Origin of the sequence: Anaeromyxobacter dehalogenans 2CP-1 (assembly GCF_000022145.1) — a bacterium.
Lineage (GTDB): Bacteria > Myxococcota > Myxococcia > Myxococcales > Anaeromyxobacteraceae > Anaeromyxobacter > Anaeromyxobacter dehalogenans.
Genome location: NC_011891.1, coordinates 249,676 through 262,997, shown reverse-complemented (window position 1 = coordinate 262,997; position 13,322 = coordinate 249,676). Strand labels below are relative to the sequence as shown.

At 73.5% G+C, this 13,322-nt stretch carries 10 protein-coding genes; 4 read left to right on the top strand and 6 right to left on the bottom strand.

Annotated elements, in window-relative coordinates; genetic code table 11:
* Positions 1-36 precede the first annotated feature (36 nt).
* Both A2CP1_RS01210 and A2CP1_RS01205 read right to left on the bottom strand, forming a co-directional pair.
* Positions 37-906, bottom strand: a complete 870-nt coding sequence (locus tag A2CP1_RS01210; RefSeq protein WP_012631665.1) for a WecB/TagA/CpsF family glycosyltransferase — start codon at positions 904-906, stop codon at positions 37-39.
* Positions 907-1,087: 181 nt separating this feature from the next.
* Positions 1,088-2,062: an NAD-dependent epimerase gene (locus A2CP1_RS01205; protein ID WP_012631664.1), complete on the bottom strand. Its 975-nt coding sequence runs from the start codon at positions 2,060-2,062 to the stop codon at positions 1,088-1,090.
* A gap of 147 nt (positions 2,063-2,209) precedes the next feature.
* Between A2CP1_RS01205 and A2CP1_RS01200 the strand changes: the two genes are divergently transcribed.
* Positions 2,210-3,106: a transposase gene (locus tag A2CP1_RS01200; protein WP_012631663.1), complete on the top strand. Its 897-nt coding sequence runs from the start codon at positions 2,210-2,212 to the stop codon at positions 3,104-3,106.
* A 377-nt stretch (positions 3,107-3,483) separates the two neighbouring features.
* Here A2CP1_RS01200 and nifJ read toward each other — a convergent pair whose 3' ends face one another.
* Positions 3,484-7,086 carry a pyruvate:ferredoxin (flavodoxin) oxidoreductase gene (nifJ, locus tag A2CP1_RS01195; RefSeq protein ID WP_012631662.1) on the bottom strand — a complete coding sequence of 1,201 codons (3,603 nt, stop codon included), beginning with the start codon at positions 7,084-7,086 and terminating at the stop codon, positions 3,484-3,486.
* Positions 7,087-7,354: 268 nt separating this feature from the next.
* On the opposite strand from nifJ, the gene A2CP1_RS01190 reads away from it, so the two are divergent.
* The 3 genes from A2CP1_RS01190 (at position 7,355) to A2CP1_RS01180 (ending at position 10,246) form a co-directional block, all read left to right on the top strand.
* Positions 7,355-8,416 carry a serine/threonine-protein kinase gene (locus A2CP1_RS01190; protein ID WP_012524307.1) on the top strand — a complete coding sequence of 354 codons (1,062 nt, stop codon included), beginning with the start codon at positions 7,355-7,357 and terminating at the stop codon, positions 8,414-8,416.
* A 74-nt stretch (positions 8,417-8,490) separates the two neighbouring features.
* Positions 8,491-9,369 (top strand): DMT family transporter, encoded by an 879-nt coding sequence (locus A2CP1_RS01185; protein WP_245529943.1) that lies wholly within the window; start codon positions 8,491-8,493, stop codon positions 9,367-9,369.
* A 109-nt stretch (positions 9,370-9,478) separates the two neighbouring features.
* Entirely contained in the window at positions 9,479-10,246 is a 768-nt protein-coding gene (locus A2CP1_RS01180; protein ID WP_012631660.1) for a class I SAM-dependent methyltransferase, read from the top strand.
* On the opposite strand, the gene rsfS is transcribed toward A2CP1_RS01180, so the two are convergent.
* From rsfS to proB, 3 genes are read right to left on the bottom strand one after another with little or no spacing between them, the layout of a single operon-like run.
* A complete protein-coding gene (gene rsfS / locus A2CP1_RS23545) occupies positions 10,243-10,839 on the bottom strand; it encodes a ribosome silencing factor (RefSeq protein ID WP_012631659.1) in 597 nt (198 codons plus the stop codon). The two genes, A2CP1_RS01180 and rsfS, sit on opposite strands and share 4 nt — an antisense overlap.
* Positions 10,840-10,852: 13 nt before the next feature.
* Positions 10,853-12,136: a glutamate-5-semialdehyde dehydrogenase gene (locus A2CP1_RS01170; protein WP_012631658.1), complete on the bottom strand. Its 1,284-nt coding sequence runs from the start codon at positions 12,134-12,136 to the stop codon at positions 10,853-10,855.
* A gap of 2 nt (positions 12,137-12,138) precedes the next feature.
* Positions 12,139-13,278: a glutamate 5-kinase gene (proB, locus tag A2CP1_RS01165; RefSeq protein ID WP_245529941.1), complete on the bottom strand. Its 1,140-nt coding sequence runs from the start codon at positions 13,276-13,278 to the stop codon at positions 12,139-12,141.
* Positions 13,279-13,322: the final 44 nt, after the last annotated feature.

The window sequence follows — 13,322 nt, the reverse complement described above, 5'->3', positions numbered from 1 at the left end:
CGAAGGCCCCGCGGCTGCTGGCCCGGCGGTGCGGGGTCAGCCCGCCGACCCCATCCTCACCCCCGACCCGGAGTCCTTCGCGTCGGTCCCCGTCCTCGCGAGCACCGCGCCGAACCCGGAGTCGTTGCGTGGCCCGATCCGGGGCTTTCCGGCGCCCAAAGGACTCTGGGTCGGGTGGGAGGGTACCGGCTCGGGGCGGTAGGTGAGGGTTCGCCAGAGGAAGAGCGGCACCCCGACCACGTACCGGCGGAAGAGCCGGCGGGGCTCCAGGGCGAGGCGGAACATCCACTCGAGGCGCATCGCGCGCACCGCGCGGGGGGCGCGCACGACGCTCCCGCTCATGAAGTCGAACAGCGCCCCGACCCCGATCGCGATGCGCGCCCGGAGCCCCGGCGCGTTCGCCGCCAGCCACTCCTCCTGCCGCGGGTTCCCGAGCCCGACGAGCAGCAGGTCGGGGTGGGCGGCGTCGATGGCCCGGCGTGCCTCGTCGCCGGTCGTCTCGTGGCCGTCCAGTGCGCCGATCACCTTCACCGGTGCGTACGCGCGCTCGATGCGTCGCGCCGCCTCCGCCGCGCGGCCGGGGCGCGCCCCGTACAGGAAGACGCGCAGCGGCAGGCCGCGCCGGGCACACTCCCCCAGCAGGCGCGGCACGAGATCGGTGCCGGCGAAGTTGTACGGAAACGGCGCGCCGGTGCGGAGCCGCGCGTACACGTCGAGCCCGACGCCGTCGTTCAGGACCAGGGTCGCCGCGCGGATCGCCTCGCGCGCCGCGGGGTTCGCGGACGCGACGTTGAGCGTGTGCGCGTTCGCCAGCACGAGCGTGCCGCACCGGACGGGCGCCGGCGCGTCGAGGCGGCGGAGGAACCACTCGAGGAGGTCCGGCCACTCCAGGCGCGCGACCTTCACGCCCAGGCAATCGACGGCTGGATAGGAAGGGTCTCGACCGGAGGAACGGCGGACGGCAGGGACGGGCGGCGGCACCTCCTGCACGGTGGGCCGCCTGCCTGCGCGGCGCGACCCTGCGTTCGGGTCCGGCGTCCGCGAGGGTGGGGAGCGCGCCCGGCCGGGACCGGGCCGCGCCGGCGGCTCACGCGCGGTGGTACGCCCGGTACCAGGCCACGAAGCGTCGCACGCCCTCCTCGATGGAGGTCGCTGGCCGGAAGCCGACGTCCCGCTCCAGATCCGACACGTCGGCGAACGTGGCCGGGACGTCGCCGGGCTGCATCGGCAGGAGCTCGCGGACCGCCTTCTTCCCGAGCGCCGCCTCCATCACGTCGATGAAGCGGAGCAGCTCGACGGGCTGGCTGTTGCCGATGTTGTAGAGCCGGTGCGGCGGCACCACGCCCGCCGCGGGCGGGCGGTCGAGGACGCGGATGACGCCCTCGACGATGTCGTCCACGTAGGTGAAGTCGCGCCGCATCTGCCCGTGGTTGAAGACCTTGATCGGCTGGCCCTCGAGGATGGCGCGGGCGAAGAGCATGGGCGCCATGTCCGGACGTCCCCACGGACCGTACACGGTGAAGAAGCGGAGCCCCGTGGCGGGGATCGCGAACAGGTGGCTGTACGTGTACGCCATCAGCTCGTTCGCCTTCTTGGTGGCGGCGTACAGGCTGACCGGGTGATCGACGTTGTCGGTGACCGCGAACGGCACCTTGGTGTTGCCGCCGTAGACGGAGCTCGAGGACGCGTAGACCAGGTGGCGGACCGGGTGCCGGCGGCAGCCCTCGAGCACGTCGAGGAACCCGGTGACGTTCGCGTCCACGTAGGCGTGCGGGTTCTCGAGCGAGTAGCGCACGCCGGGCTGGGCGGCGAGGTGCACGACCGCGCCGAAGCCGCCGCGCTCGAACAGACGGGAGGTCGCCTCGCGATCGGCGAGATCCAGCCGCTCGAACGTGAACCCGGGGCGCCCGGTGAGCTGGGCCAGGCGCGCCTCCTTCAGGCGGACGTCGTAGTACGGCACCATCGAGTCGACGCCGAGCACCACGTCGCCGCGGTCGAGCAGCGCCTTCGCGAGGTGGAATCCGATGAAGCCGGCGGCGCCGGTGACCAGGGTCGGGGGCATGGACGTTCCTGTCGCAGTTCCGGACCCAGAGTAGTGCATTTCGGACCAGGGGTCCGATCCGCGGACCACGGCACGCCCCGCCCATTGGCTTCGCCCAAGGATCACGGGGCCGGCCGCGCGGCACGCCGCCTGCCTTGCACCCGCGCCATGACCGCTCCGCGTCAGGTCCTCCCGGGCGTCACGTACCTCGTGACGCGCCGCTGCTTCCAGCGCATGTTCCTGCTCCGCCCCTCACCCGCGACGAACGCGATCTTCCTGTACGTGCTCGCCGTCGCCGCGCGGCGGTACGGGATCCTGGTGCACGCGTTCTGCGTGATGTCGAACCACTTCCACCTGGTCGTCACCGACGTGAACGCGCGCCTGCCAGAGTTCGAGCAGTACCTGAACGCGCTCGTGGCCCGGGCGGTGAACGCCTCGCTCGGCCGCTGGGAGTCGTTCTGGGCGCCGGGCAGCTACAGCGCCGTGGCGCTCTCGTCGCCGCAGGACGTGCTCGAGAAGGTCGCCTACGTCCTCACGAACCCGGTGAAGGCCGGGCTGGTCGCCTCCGCCAAGGAGTGGCCAGGGCTCTGGTCGGCGCCGGAGTCGATCGGCGCGGGCGCGTTACGGGTGACGCGACCGGATGGGTTCTTCCGCCGGAGCGGTCCGATGCCGGAAGTCGTCGAGCTCGCGCTCGTGCCGCCGCCTGGGTTCGAGCCTGCGGATGCGTTCCGCTCGCTGCTCGTCGACGCGATCGCGGCGCGGGAGCGCGAGGTCGCCCACGCGCACGCGCTGGCCGGCATCGGGTTCGTGGGCGCGCGGCGGGTGCTCGCGCAGCGACCCACGGCCCGCCCGCCGGAGCCGCCGCCGATGCGCGGCCTCCGCCCACGGGTGGCGGCGCGAGACCGCTGGAAGCGGATCGAGGCGATCGGGCGGCTGGTCGGGTTCCTGCGCGCGTACCGGGAGGCTTGGCGCGCGCGACGCGCCGGGCGCTCCGGCGTGATCTTCCCGGCCGGCACGTACCTGCTGCGCGTCCTGCACGGCGTTCCCTGCGCCAGCTTCGGCTGAGCGCCCGCCCTCGTCCCCGTCCGCGCGCTCAGGCGCGGCCCGCAGGCGTGGCGAGCGGCGACCGCCAAGCGAGGTCGGAGCCGCCGAGTGCGCAGCTTCCCCGCGAAGTTCACGCGCTCGCGAGGAGCGCCGTTCTACTCGGTCGCGCTCGAGCCGTCGCGTCTTGCGACGCGGCCACGCGGTGAAGCGCGCGCTCCGCCCGTATCGCGCCCCGCCCCCGGCGTGCGGTTCCCCCGCATCGGCCGCTCCCTCGGCACCGACGAAGGCGTCCGGGTGGGCCCCGAAACGATACGGCCCGGCCCGCGCATGGCGGACCGGGCCGTCGTCATCTCCGTTCCCGGCGCAATGACTCCGGGTCGGGGGTCAGGGGTCAGGGGTCAGGCGCGCGGCTTGCCGTTCCCCCCGGCGGCGCCGGGGACGAGGTTCGCCGGGTTCATCGCCTTCGCGAGCTGCTCGTACAGCGCGTACTTCTCCCGGACGTCCTTCTGCGCCTGCTCCAGCATCCTCGCGAAGCCGGCCGGGTTCGCCTGCTCCACCTGCCGGAACCGGGTCTCGCCCTCGGTGAAGCGCGCGAGGTCGATCTTCGGCGCGGCGCTGTCCAGCTTCAGCGGGCTGTCGCCGGCGGCGACGCGGCGCGGGTCGTACCGGAACAGCGGCCAGTACCCGGAGTCCACCGCCTTCTCCTGCTGCCCGAGCGCCTCGCTCATCTCGTAGCCGTGCGCGATGCAGTGCGCGTACGCCACGATCACCGAGGTCCCGGGGTAGCTGTCCGCCTCCTTGAACGCGGCGATGGTCTGCGCGTCCTTCGCGCCCATCGCGACCCGCGCGACGTACGGGTGCCCGTAGCTCATCGCGAGCATGGCCAGATCCTTCTTGGGAAGGTTCTTGCCGGCCACCGCGAACTTCGCCGCCGCGCCCATGGGCGTCGCCTTCGACGCCTGGCCGCCGGTGTTCGAGTACACCTCGGTGTCGAGCACCAGGATGTTCACGTCGCGCCCCTGCGCGATGACGTGGTCGAGGCCGCCGTACCCGATGTCGTACGCCCACCCGTCGCCGCCGACGATCCAGACGCTCTTGCGCACGAGATAGTCCGCGATGCGGAGCAGCCAGCGCGCCTCGAGCCCGTCCATCATCTGCAGCTTGGCCTTCAGCTCCGCCACCCGCGCCCGCTGCTTCTCGATCCCGGTCTCGTCGGACTGGTCGGCCTTCAGCAGCTCGTCCACCAGCGCGTCCCCGAGCTTCGGCCCGAGCACGGCGAGCAGCTCGCGGGCCTGCTCGGCCTGCTTGTCGATCGAGAGGCGCATGCCGAAGCCGAACTCGGCGTTGTCCTCGAACAGCGAGTTCGCCCAGGCCGGCCCGCGCCCCTCGCAGTTCTGCGTGTACGGGGTGGTCGGGAGGTTGCCGCCGAAGATCGACGAGCAGCCGGTGGCGTTCGCGATGACGGCGCGGTCACCGTAGAGCTGGGTGAGGAGCTTCAGGTACGGGGTCTCGCCGCAGCCGGTGCATGCGCCGGAGAACTCGAACAGCGGCTCGAGGAACTGCGTCCCCTTCACGTCGAGCTTCACCTTCTTGCGGTCGGCGTCGGGGATGGAGAGGAAGAACTCGAAGTTCGCCCGCTCCTTCTCCTTCAGCGGCATGGCCTCGGCCATGTTGATGGCCTTCTTGCCCTTCTCCGTCTTCGACTCCGCCGGGCAGATCTCGACGCACAGCGTGCAGCCGGTGCAGTCGTCGGGCGCCACCTGGAGCGAGTACTTCGCCCCCTTCACGTCGGCGCTCTTGTAGTCCATCGCCAGGAAGCCCTTCGGCGCGCTCCCGAGCGCCTCGGCGCCGTAGAACTTCGGCCGGATGGCCGCGTGCGGGCAGATGAGCGCGCACTTGTTGCACTGGATGCAGAGGCTCGGCTCCCACACCGGGATCTCGAGCGCGATCGACCGCTTCTCCCACTTCGACGTGCCGGTGGGCCAGGTGCCGTCCACCGGGAACGCCGACACGGGGAGCTGGTCGCCCTTGCCCGCGAGCATGAGCGCGGTGACGCGCTTCACGAAGTCGGGCGCGGCCTCCGAGACCGTCGGCGGGCGCGGCGCGCCGGTGGCGGCGCGGCCCTCCACCTTCACCTGGTACAGGTGCGCGAGGGTGTGGTCCACCGCGGCGAAGTTCTTCTGCACCACCTCGGCGCCCTTGCGCGCGTAGGTCTTCTCGATGGTCTTCTTGATGTGGCCGATGGCCTCGTCGCGCGGCAGGACGCCGGAGATCGCGAAGAAGCACGTCTGCATGATGGTGTTGATGCGCACCCCCATGCCCGTGTCGCGCGCGACCTTGTACGCGTCGATGACGTACAGCTTGAGGCCCTTCGTCAGGATCTGCTCCTGGACCTCGCGCGGGAGGTGGCCCCACACCTCGTCCGGACCGTAGGGCGAGTTGAGGAGCAGCGTCGCGCCGGGCACCGTCATCTCGGCCATCTCGTACTTCTCGAGGAAGCCGAACTGGTGGCAGGCGACGAAGTTCGCCTTCTCGATGAGGTACGCGGAGTGGATGGGGCGCGGCCCGAAGCGCAGGTGGCTGATGGTCACCGACCCGGACTTCTTCGAGTCGTAGACGAAGTAGCCCTGCGCGAAGTTGGGCGTGTCCTCGCCGATGATCTTGATGGAGTTCTTGTTCGCGCCGACCGTGCCGTCCGCGCCGAGGCCGAAGAACAGCGCCCGGACCACGTCCTTGCCCTCGGTGTCGAAGGTCGGGTCGGCCCTGAGCGACAGGTGGGTGACGTCGTCGTTGATGCCCACCGTGAAGTGCCGCTTCGGGCGCGCGTTCAGGAGCTCGTCCAGCGCCGCCTTGACCTGGCCGGGCGTGAACTCCTTCGAGGAGAGGCCGTAGCGCCCGCCGATGACCGTGATCTGGTGGTGGAACCGGTCGATGTGCGCCTGCTCCGCCTCCCGGAGCGCGGTGACCACGTCCTGGTAGAGCGGCTCGCCGAGCGCGCCCGGCTCCTTGGTGCGGTCGAGCACCGCCAGCGCCTGCACGGTGCGGGGCAGCGCGGTCATGAACGCGCCCAGGTCGAACGGCCGGTAGAGCCGGACCTTCAGCAGGCCGACCTTCTCGCCGCGCGCGATCAGGTGCTCGACGGTCTCCTGCGCGGTGTCGCAGGCCGAGCCCATCGCCACCACCACGCGCTCCGCCTCGGGGTGCCCGAAGTACTCGAACAGCTTGTACTTGCGGCCGGTGAGCTTCCCGAAGTGGTCCATCGCCGCCTGCACGTGCCCGGCGGCGTCGAGGTAGTACGGGTTGCAGGCCTCGCGCGCCTGGAAGAACGCGTCGGGGTTCTGCGCGCTGCCGCGGAGCGTGGGCCGGTCCGGGGTGAGGGCGCGGGCGCGGTGCGCCGCCACCAGCTCCTCCGGGATCATGGCGCGCAGGTCGTCGTCGGTGAGCTCCTCGATCTTCGCCACCTCGTGCGAGGTGCGGAAGCCGTCGAAGAAGTGCAAGAACGGCACGCGCGACAGCAGCGTGGCGCGGTGCGCGATGGCCGCCATGTCATGGGCCTCCTGCACCGAGGCCGAGGAGAGCAGCCCGAAGCCGGTCTGGCGCACCGCCATCACGTCGGAGTGGTCGCCGAAGATCGACAGCGCGTGGGTCGCGACCGCGCGCGCGCTCACGTGCATGCAGAACGCGGTGAGCTCGCCCGCGATCTTGTACATGTTCGGGATCATGAGCAGCAGGCCCTGCGACGCCGTGAAGGTCGTCGTGAGCGAGCCCGCCTGCAGCGCGCCGTGGACCGCGCCCGCGGCGCCGCCCTCCGACTGCATCTCCGCCACGCTGGGCACCGTGCCCCACACGTTCTTGCGGCCCTTCGCCGACCACTCGTCCGCCCACTCCCCCATGTTCGAGGACGGGGTGATCGGGTAGATGGCGATGACCTCGCTGACCCGGTGGGCCACGGAGGCGACGGCCTCGTTGCCGTCCATCGTCACCATTCGCCTGCTCGCCATGTTGCGTCCTCCGGTGAGGGCGCCACGGCCGCCACGGGCCGCGGCGCAAAGCTTGCGGAATTGACGAGAATCAAGGGGGAACGTGCAACTCCCGATCCTTCCTGCGAGGCCGCGGCGAAACCGGATCGGAGCCGCGAAGTGTAGCAGATCGACCCTCCGCCCTGACAACCCGCCGCAGCACGACGCGCTTCCCCGGCGCGATTTCTGCGCGCAAGGCGCGGGCTGCGCATTGAGTGGGATAGGCGGAACGGGTCATCCTCCGCGACCTATGGTGAGGAAGGTCGGGACGAGCCGGATCGTCCGCGAGATCGGCCGCGGCGGGATGGGCGTGGTGTACGAGGCGTTCCAGGAAGGCCTGGAGCGGCCCGTCGCCGTGAAGGCGCTCGACCAGAAGCTCGTCCGCTCCAGCGAGGTCGTCGAGCGCTTCCGTCGCGAGGGCCGCGCCTACGCGCAGCTCCGCCACGAGGCCATCGTGGCGGTGCACGACCTCGTGGAGAAGGACGATCAGCTCTACCTCGTCACCGATCTCGTCGACGGCGCCGACCTGGCGCGCGTCCTGGCGCAGGGCGGCGCGCTGCCCGCCGACTGCGTGGCGGTGATCGGCGCCCGCCTCGCCGAGGCGCTCGACTACGTCCACTGGAGCGGGCTGCTGCACCGCGACGTGAAGCCGGCGAACGTCATGATCTCCCGGCTGGGCGAGGTGAAGCTGATGGACTTCGGCATCGCCAAGGGCGCCGAGGATCCCTCGCTCACGCGGGTGGGGATGCTGGTGGGCAGCCCGTCGTACATGGCGCCGGAGGTGCTGGCCGGTGACGAGGGCGGGCCCGCGGCGGACGTGTGGGCGCTCGGCGTGACCCTCTACGAGCTGGTCTGCGGCGAGAAGCCGTTCCGCGGCGCGAACGCGGACGAGCTGTTCCGGCTGGTGCGGCGCGGGCGCTTCCGCCGGGTCCGCTCGCTCGCCCCCGGCTGCCCGGCGCGCGTGGCCGCCGCCATCGAGCGCTGCCTGGCGCGCACGCCGGAGCGGCGCTGGAAGAGCGCCGGCGCGCTGGCGCGCCACCTCGACGCGTTCGCGGCGAAGAAGCTCGCCAGGCTCCACCCGCGCGCGCGCCTGGTGGCGCTGCTCGCGAACCGCGGCTTCGCCACCGAGGAGGTGGCGCTCTCGCGCATGGACGTGGCCACGCTGAACGCCACCCGCCTCGCCGACGAGAAGGGCACCGCCACGGTGGCCGAGTTCCCGGTGCGCCGCCGCCGCCGCGCCACCGCGCTGCAGGCCGCGCTCGCGCTCGCCGCCGCCGCGGCGGTGTGGCTCGCCCCGCTCACCCTCCCCTGACGCGAGCCCGGACCGCCCCCGGCCGCGCGGACGGCTCCCCGTCCACCGCGGCTTCGCCTACCATGCGCCCCGCCGTGCGCACCCGCATCGTCGCCACCTACCTCGCCGTCGCCGCGCTGTGGGGCTCGACCTGGATGGCCATCCGGATCGGCCTCGAGGACCTGCCGCCGCTGCGCTTCGCGGGGGTGCGGATGGCCATCGCGGCCCTGGTGCTCGCGCCGTTCGCGCTGCGCGGGGGCGCCTGGCGCGAGGTGGTGGGGCCGGCGCGGGCGCAGCTCGCGCTCGTCGCCGTGCTGCAGATCGCGCTCCCCTACGGCCTCATGTTCGTGGCGCAGCAGTGGGTCCCGTCCGGCCTGGCCGCGGTGCTGTTCGCGTCCTTCCCGGTCTGGATCGCGCTGCTGGCGCGCGCGCTGGTCCCGGGCGAGTCGCTCACGCCGGCGCGCGTCGCCTCGGCGCTGCTCGGGATCGCGGGCGTGGCCGTGCTGCAGCTCCCGCACCTCGGCGACCTGGAGGGCTCGAGCCGGCTCCTGCTGGGGGGCGCGCTGGTGGTGCTGTCCTCGATGATCGTCGCGCTCGCGAACGTGCTGGTGCGCCGACACCTCGCCGCGGTCTCGCCGCTCGCCATGACCGCCGGCCAGACCGCGTTCGGCGCGGCGCTCCTGCTGACGGCGGCGGCGCTGCTGGAGCACGGGCGCCCGGCGGCGTTCACCCCGAGCGCGATCGCGGCGCTCGCGTGGCTGGCGGTGTTCGGCACCGCGCTCACCTACGTGGGCCTCTACTGGCTGGTGCCGCGCGTCCCCATGGCGGCGATCGGCGCGCTGCCGCTGCTCGACACCACGGTGGCGGTGACGCTGGGCGCGCTCGTGCTCCACGAGCCGGTGGGCTGGAACCTGGCGCTCGGGGGCGGGATGGTGCTCGCCGCCGCCGCGCTCACCATCCCGCGCCGCCGCTGACGGCCACGTCGGAGGCGGACCTGCGCGGAGGTTGCGCCCGTCCCGGCGCGCGCCAACGTTGCTGGGCCGGGCGGCCGTCTGCACGGATCGCCCCCGGAGGTGCCGCACGGTGCTCCGCCAGGCCTTCTCGTTCTGCGCCGAGCTGATCGGCGGCCGCCCTCCCGAGCCCGGCGACGGGTTCCGCGACGAGCTCGCCTTCTGGGACCGCGAGCTCTCCGGCCGCGGCGAGTACGCGGAGGACATCCGGCGCCGCTCCACCCCGGCGCTCATGACGCTCGTCTACCCGCACTACCTCGAGCCCCTCCTCGAGGAGCGCCGGGCCCGGACCGGCGCGCCGCCGCGCGTCCTCGACGCCGGCTCCGGGCCGCTCTCGATGTGGGCCGACGGGGCCGAGCAGGGCCGGATCGCGCTCACCTGCTCCGACGCGCTGGCGGACGGCTACCGCGAGCTGCTCGCCCGGCACGGGCTCCACACCCGCTACCCGCTCGTGCAGTGCGGCGGCGAGGCGCTCTCGCGCCGCTTCGGCGAGGCCGCGTTCGACCTCGCCTGGATGCACAACGCGCTCGACCACACGCAGGATCCCGGCGCGGTGATGCGCGAGCTCGTCCGCGTGCTCGCGCCCGGCGGATACCTGGTCGTGCAGGGGTGGTGCCGCGAGGGCAGCGCCGAGCGGTTCATCGGGCTCCACCGGCACGACCTGTGGGTCGAGCCGCCGGGCCGGCTGATGCTGCGCACCCGCTCCCCGGGCCGGCGGCGGCTCTCCGCGCCGGTGGCGCTGTGCGACGGGCTCGGCCTCGAGCTCCTCGAGGCCTCGCCGCCGTCGCGGACGCCGCGGACCTGGATGAAGCTCGTGTGGCGGAAGCCCGCGGCGGCCTAGGCCTCGACCGCCACCCGCGGCGCGTCGGCCCAGAGCCCCTCGAGATCGTAGAAGCCGCGGGCCTCGCGGCCCATCACGTGGGCCACCACGTCGCCGTAGTCCACCAGGATCCAGCGCCCGCCCTGGTAGCCCTCCACGCCGACCTTGGTGACGCCCTGCGCCTTCATGGTCTGCTCGACGTGGTCGGCGATGGCGCTCGCCTGCCGGTCGGAGTCGGCGGTCATGAGCACGAAGTAGTCGGCGTAGCTGGTGAGCCCGCGCACGTCGAGGACGGTGACGTCCTCGGCCTTCTTGTCGAGCGCGGCCGCCGCGATCGCCATGGCGGTGGGGCGCGCCGGGTCGGGCCGGTCGGCCGCGGGGCGGGCCGGCGCCGGCGCCGCCTCGATCGCGGCGGGGGGCGCGGCGGCGCGAGGCGGCCGGCGGGCGCGGAGGACGCGCTCCTTGGGCGCGCCCTTCTTGCCCGGCGCCTTCGCCGGGCCGCCCTTCTTCTTCCCGGGCGCCTTCATGGGCGGCCCGCGGCGCGCGGGGGCGCGCTTCGAGGGGGTCTTCTTCGCGAACGGCTTCTTGCCGGCTGCCTTCTTCTTCGTCGCCATCAGGTTCCTCTCGCTACCGCACGTGCCCTTCGCCCTCGACCAGGAACTTCTGGGTGGTGAGCTCGGCGAGCCCCATGGGCCCGAACGCGTGGAGCTTGGTGGTGGAGATGCCGATCTCGGCGCCGAGCCCCAGCTCGCCGCCGTCGTTGAAGCGGGTGGACGCGTTGACCATCACCGCGCTCGCGTCCACCTCGCGCTGGAAGCGCCGCGCGCTCGCGAGATCGCGGGTGACGATCGCCTCGGTGTGGAGCGAGCCGTAGCGCGCGATGTGGTCGAGCGCGCCGTCGAGATCCGCGACCACCCGCACGGCCAGGATCTTGTCCAGGAACTCCTTGCCGAAGTCGTCCGGGCGGGCGGGCACCGCCGCCACCCCGGCGCGCTTCAGGATGGTGAGCGCGGTGGGATCGCAGCGCAGCTCCACCCCGGCGTCGGCGAGCGCGCGCCCCACCGGCGGCAGGAGCTTGCCGGCGGCGCCGCGGTGCACGAGCAGGCACTCGGTCGCGTTGCACACGCCGGGGCGCTGCACCTTGCCGTTCAGCGCGAGGTCCACCGCCTGCTGCGGCGGGGCCGACGCGTCGAGGTACAGGTGGCACACGCCCTGGTAGTGCTTCAGCACCGGCACGCGGGAGCGCGCCGCCACCGCGCGGATGAGCGACGGCCCGCCGCGCGGGATGGCGAGGTCGATGAGGTCGTCGAGCGCGAGCAGCTCGTAGGTGGCCTCGCGATCCGGGGTGGGCACCACCTGCGCGCTGGCGGCGGGCAGCCCGGCCTTCTCGAGCCCCTCGGCGAACGCCGCGGCGAGCGCGAGCGACGAGCGGAGCGCGTCGGAGCCGGGGCGGAGGATGGCCGCGTTGCCGCTCTTCAGGCACAGCGCGGCCGCGTCGACGGTCACGTTGGGCCGGGCCTCGTACACCATCAGGACCACGCCGAGCGGGATGCGGACCTTGCGGATCTCGAGGCCGTTCGGCCTCCGCCAGCTCGCGGTCACCTCGCCCACCGGGTCGCGCAGCCCGGCGATCTCGTGCAGCGCCGCGCCGATGCCGGCGAGCCGCTTCGGGTCGAGCCGCAGCCGGTCGAGGTAGGCGGCGTTCTGCCCGGCCGCGCGGGCCGCGGCGACATCGCGCGCGTTCTCGGAGAGGATCCGCTTCTCGCGGCGGCCGATGGCCTCGGCGGCGGCGCGCAGCGCGGCGTCCTTGCGGCGGGGGTCGGCGTGCGAGAGGGCCCGGGCGGCCTCGCGAGAGGCCTCCGCCAGCTTCCGCATCTCGGCGGCGAGGCCCAGCGACTTCTCCTTGCGCATGCTCACTCCCGGCCGGTCTCGAGGACCACCAGGTCGTTCCGGTGGACGATCTCGTCGAGGTACTTATACCCGAGCGCGCGCTCGATCTCGCCGGTCTTCAGCCCGGCGATGCGGCGGACCTCGTCGGCGCCGTAGCCCGCCAGGCCCCGCGCGAAGGGGCGGGCCGGGTCCACCGCGACGTCCACCGGGTCCCCGACCCCGAACTGGCCCTGCACGCCCCGGACGCCGCTCGGCAGCAGGCTCCGGCCCTGCTCCACCAGCGCGCGCCGCGCCCCCGCGTCCACCAGGATGACGCCCTTGCCGCGCGCCGCCGCGGCGAGCCAGCCCTGGCGCGAGCTGAGCCGGTGCGCCCCGGGCGCGAACACGGTGCCGACCGGCTCGCCGGCGAGCAGCGCCGGGAGCGCGCGCGCGCGGCGCCCGGAGAGGAGCGCGGTGACGACGCCCTGCGCACCGAGCCGCCGCGCCGCCTTCACCTTGGTGATCATCCCGCCCACGCTGCGCTCGCTCCCCGCCCCGCCCGCGCTCCGCTCGATCTCGGCGGTGACCCGCGGCACGTCGCGCAGCAGCCGCGCCCCGGGCTCGGCGGGGTTCCGGTCGTAGAGCCCGTCCACGTCGGTGAGCATCGCGACCGCGTCGGCCTCCACGCAGCCCGCCACCAGCGCGGCGAGCGTGTCGTTGTCGCCGACCTTGATCTCGTCCACCGCCACGGTGTCGTTCTCGTTCACCACCGGCACCGCGCCCGCGTCGAGCAGCCGCTCGAAGGTGCGGCGCGCGTTCAGGAAGCGCTTGCGGCTGGCGAGGTCGTCGGCGGTGAGCAGCACCTGGGCGGTGACGAGCCCGTGGCGGCCCAGCGCCTCGCCCCAGGCGGCCATGAGGTGGGGCTGGCCGGCGGCCGCGCAGGCCTGCTTGGTGGGGATGTCCCAGGGCTTGCCCCGGCTGCGCGCGAGGCCGAGCCGCTCGGCGCCGAGCGCCACCGCGCCGGAGGAGACGAGCACCACCTTCCGGCCGCGCGCCACCTCGGCGAGCTCGGAGGCGAGCCGCGCGCAGTTGTCGCGATCGAACCGGCCGGCGCGGTCGGTGAGCGTGCCGGTGCCGACCTTGACCACGAGCCGCTTCACGCGGCGGAGGGCGCTTCGGGACATGGGGAGCGGCATTGTAGACGCAAACCGCGCGTCGATCGCGGCGG

Bases quoted from the DNA above. Each gene is read 5' to 3' on its own strand.
- A2CP1_RS01205 (WP_012631664.1), bottom strand. From the start codon at position 2,062: ATGCCCCCGACCCTGGTCACCGGCGCCGCCGGCTTCATCGGATTCCAC.
- A2CP1_RS01200 (WP_012631663.1), top strand. From the start codon at position 2,210: ATGACCGCTCCGCGTCAGGTCCTCCCGGGCGTCACGTACCTCGTGACG.
- nifJ (WP_012631662.1), bottom strand. From the start codon at position 7,086: ATGGCGAGCAGGCGAATGGTGACGATGGACGGCAACGAGGCCGTCGCC.
- A2CP1_RS01190 (WP_012524307.1), top strand. From the start codon at position 7,355: ATGGTGAGGAAGGTCGGGACGAGCCGGATCGTCCGCGAGATCGGCCGC.
- rsfS (WP_012631659.1), bottom strand. From the start codon at position 10,839: ATGGCGACGAAGAAGAAGGCAGCCGGCAAGAAGCCGTTCGCGAAGAAG.
- A2CP1_RS01170 (WP_012631658.1), bottom strand. From the start codon at position 12,136: ATGCGCAAGGAGAAGTCGCTGGGCCTCGCCGCCGAGATGCGGAAGCTG.
- proB (WP_245529941.1), bottom strand. From the start codon at position 13,278: ATGTCCCGAAGCGCCCTCCGCCGCGTGAAGCGGCTCGTGGTCAAGGTC.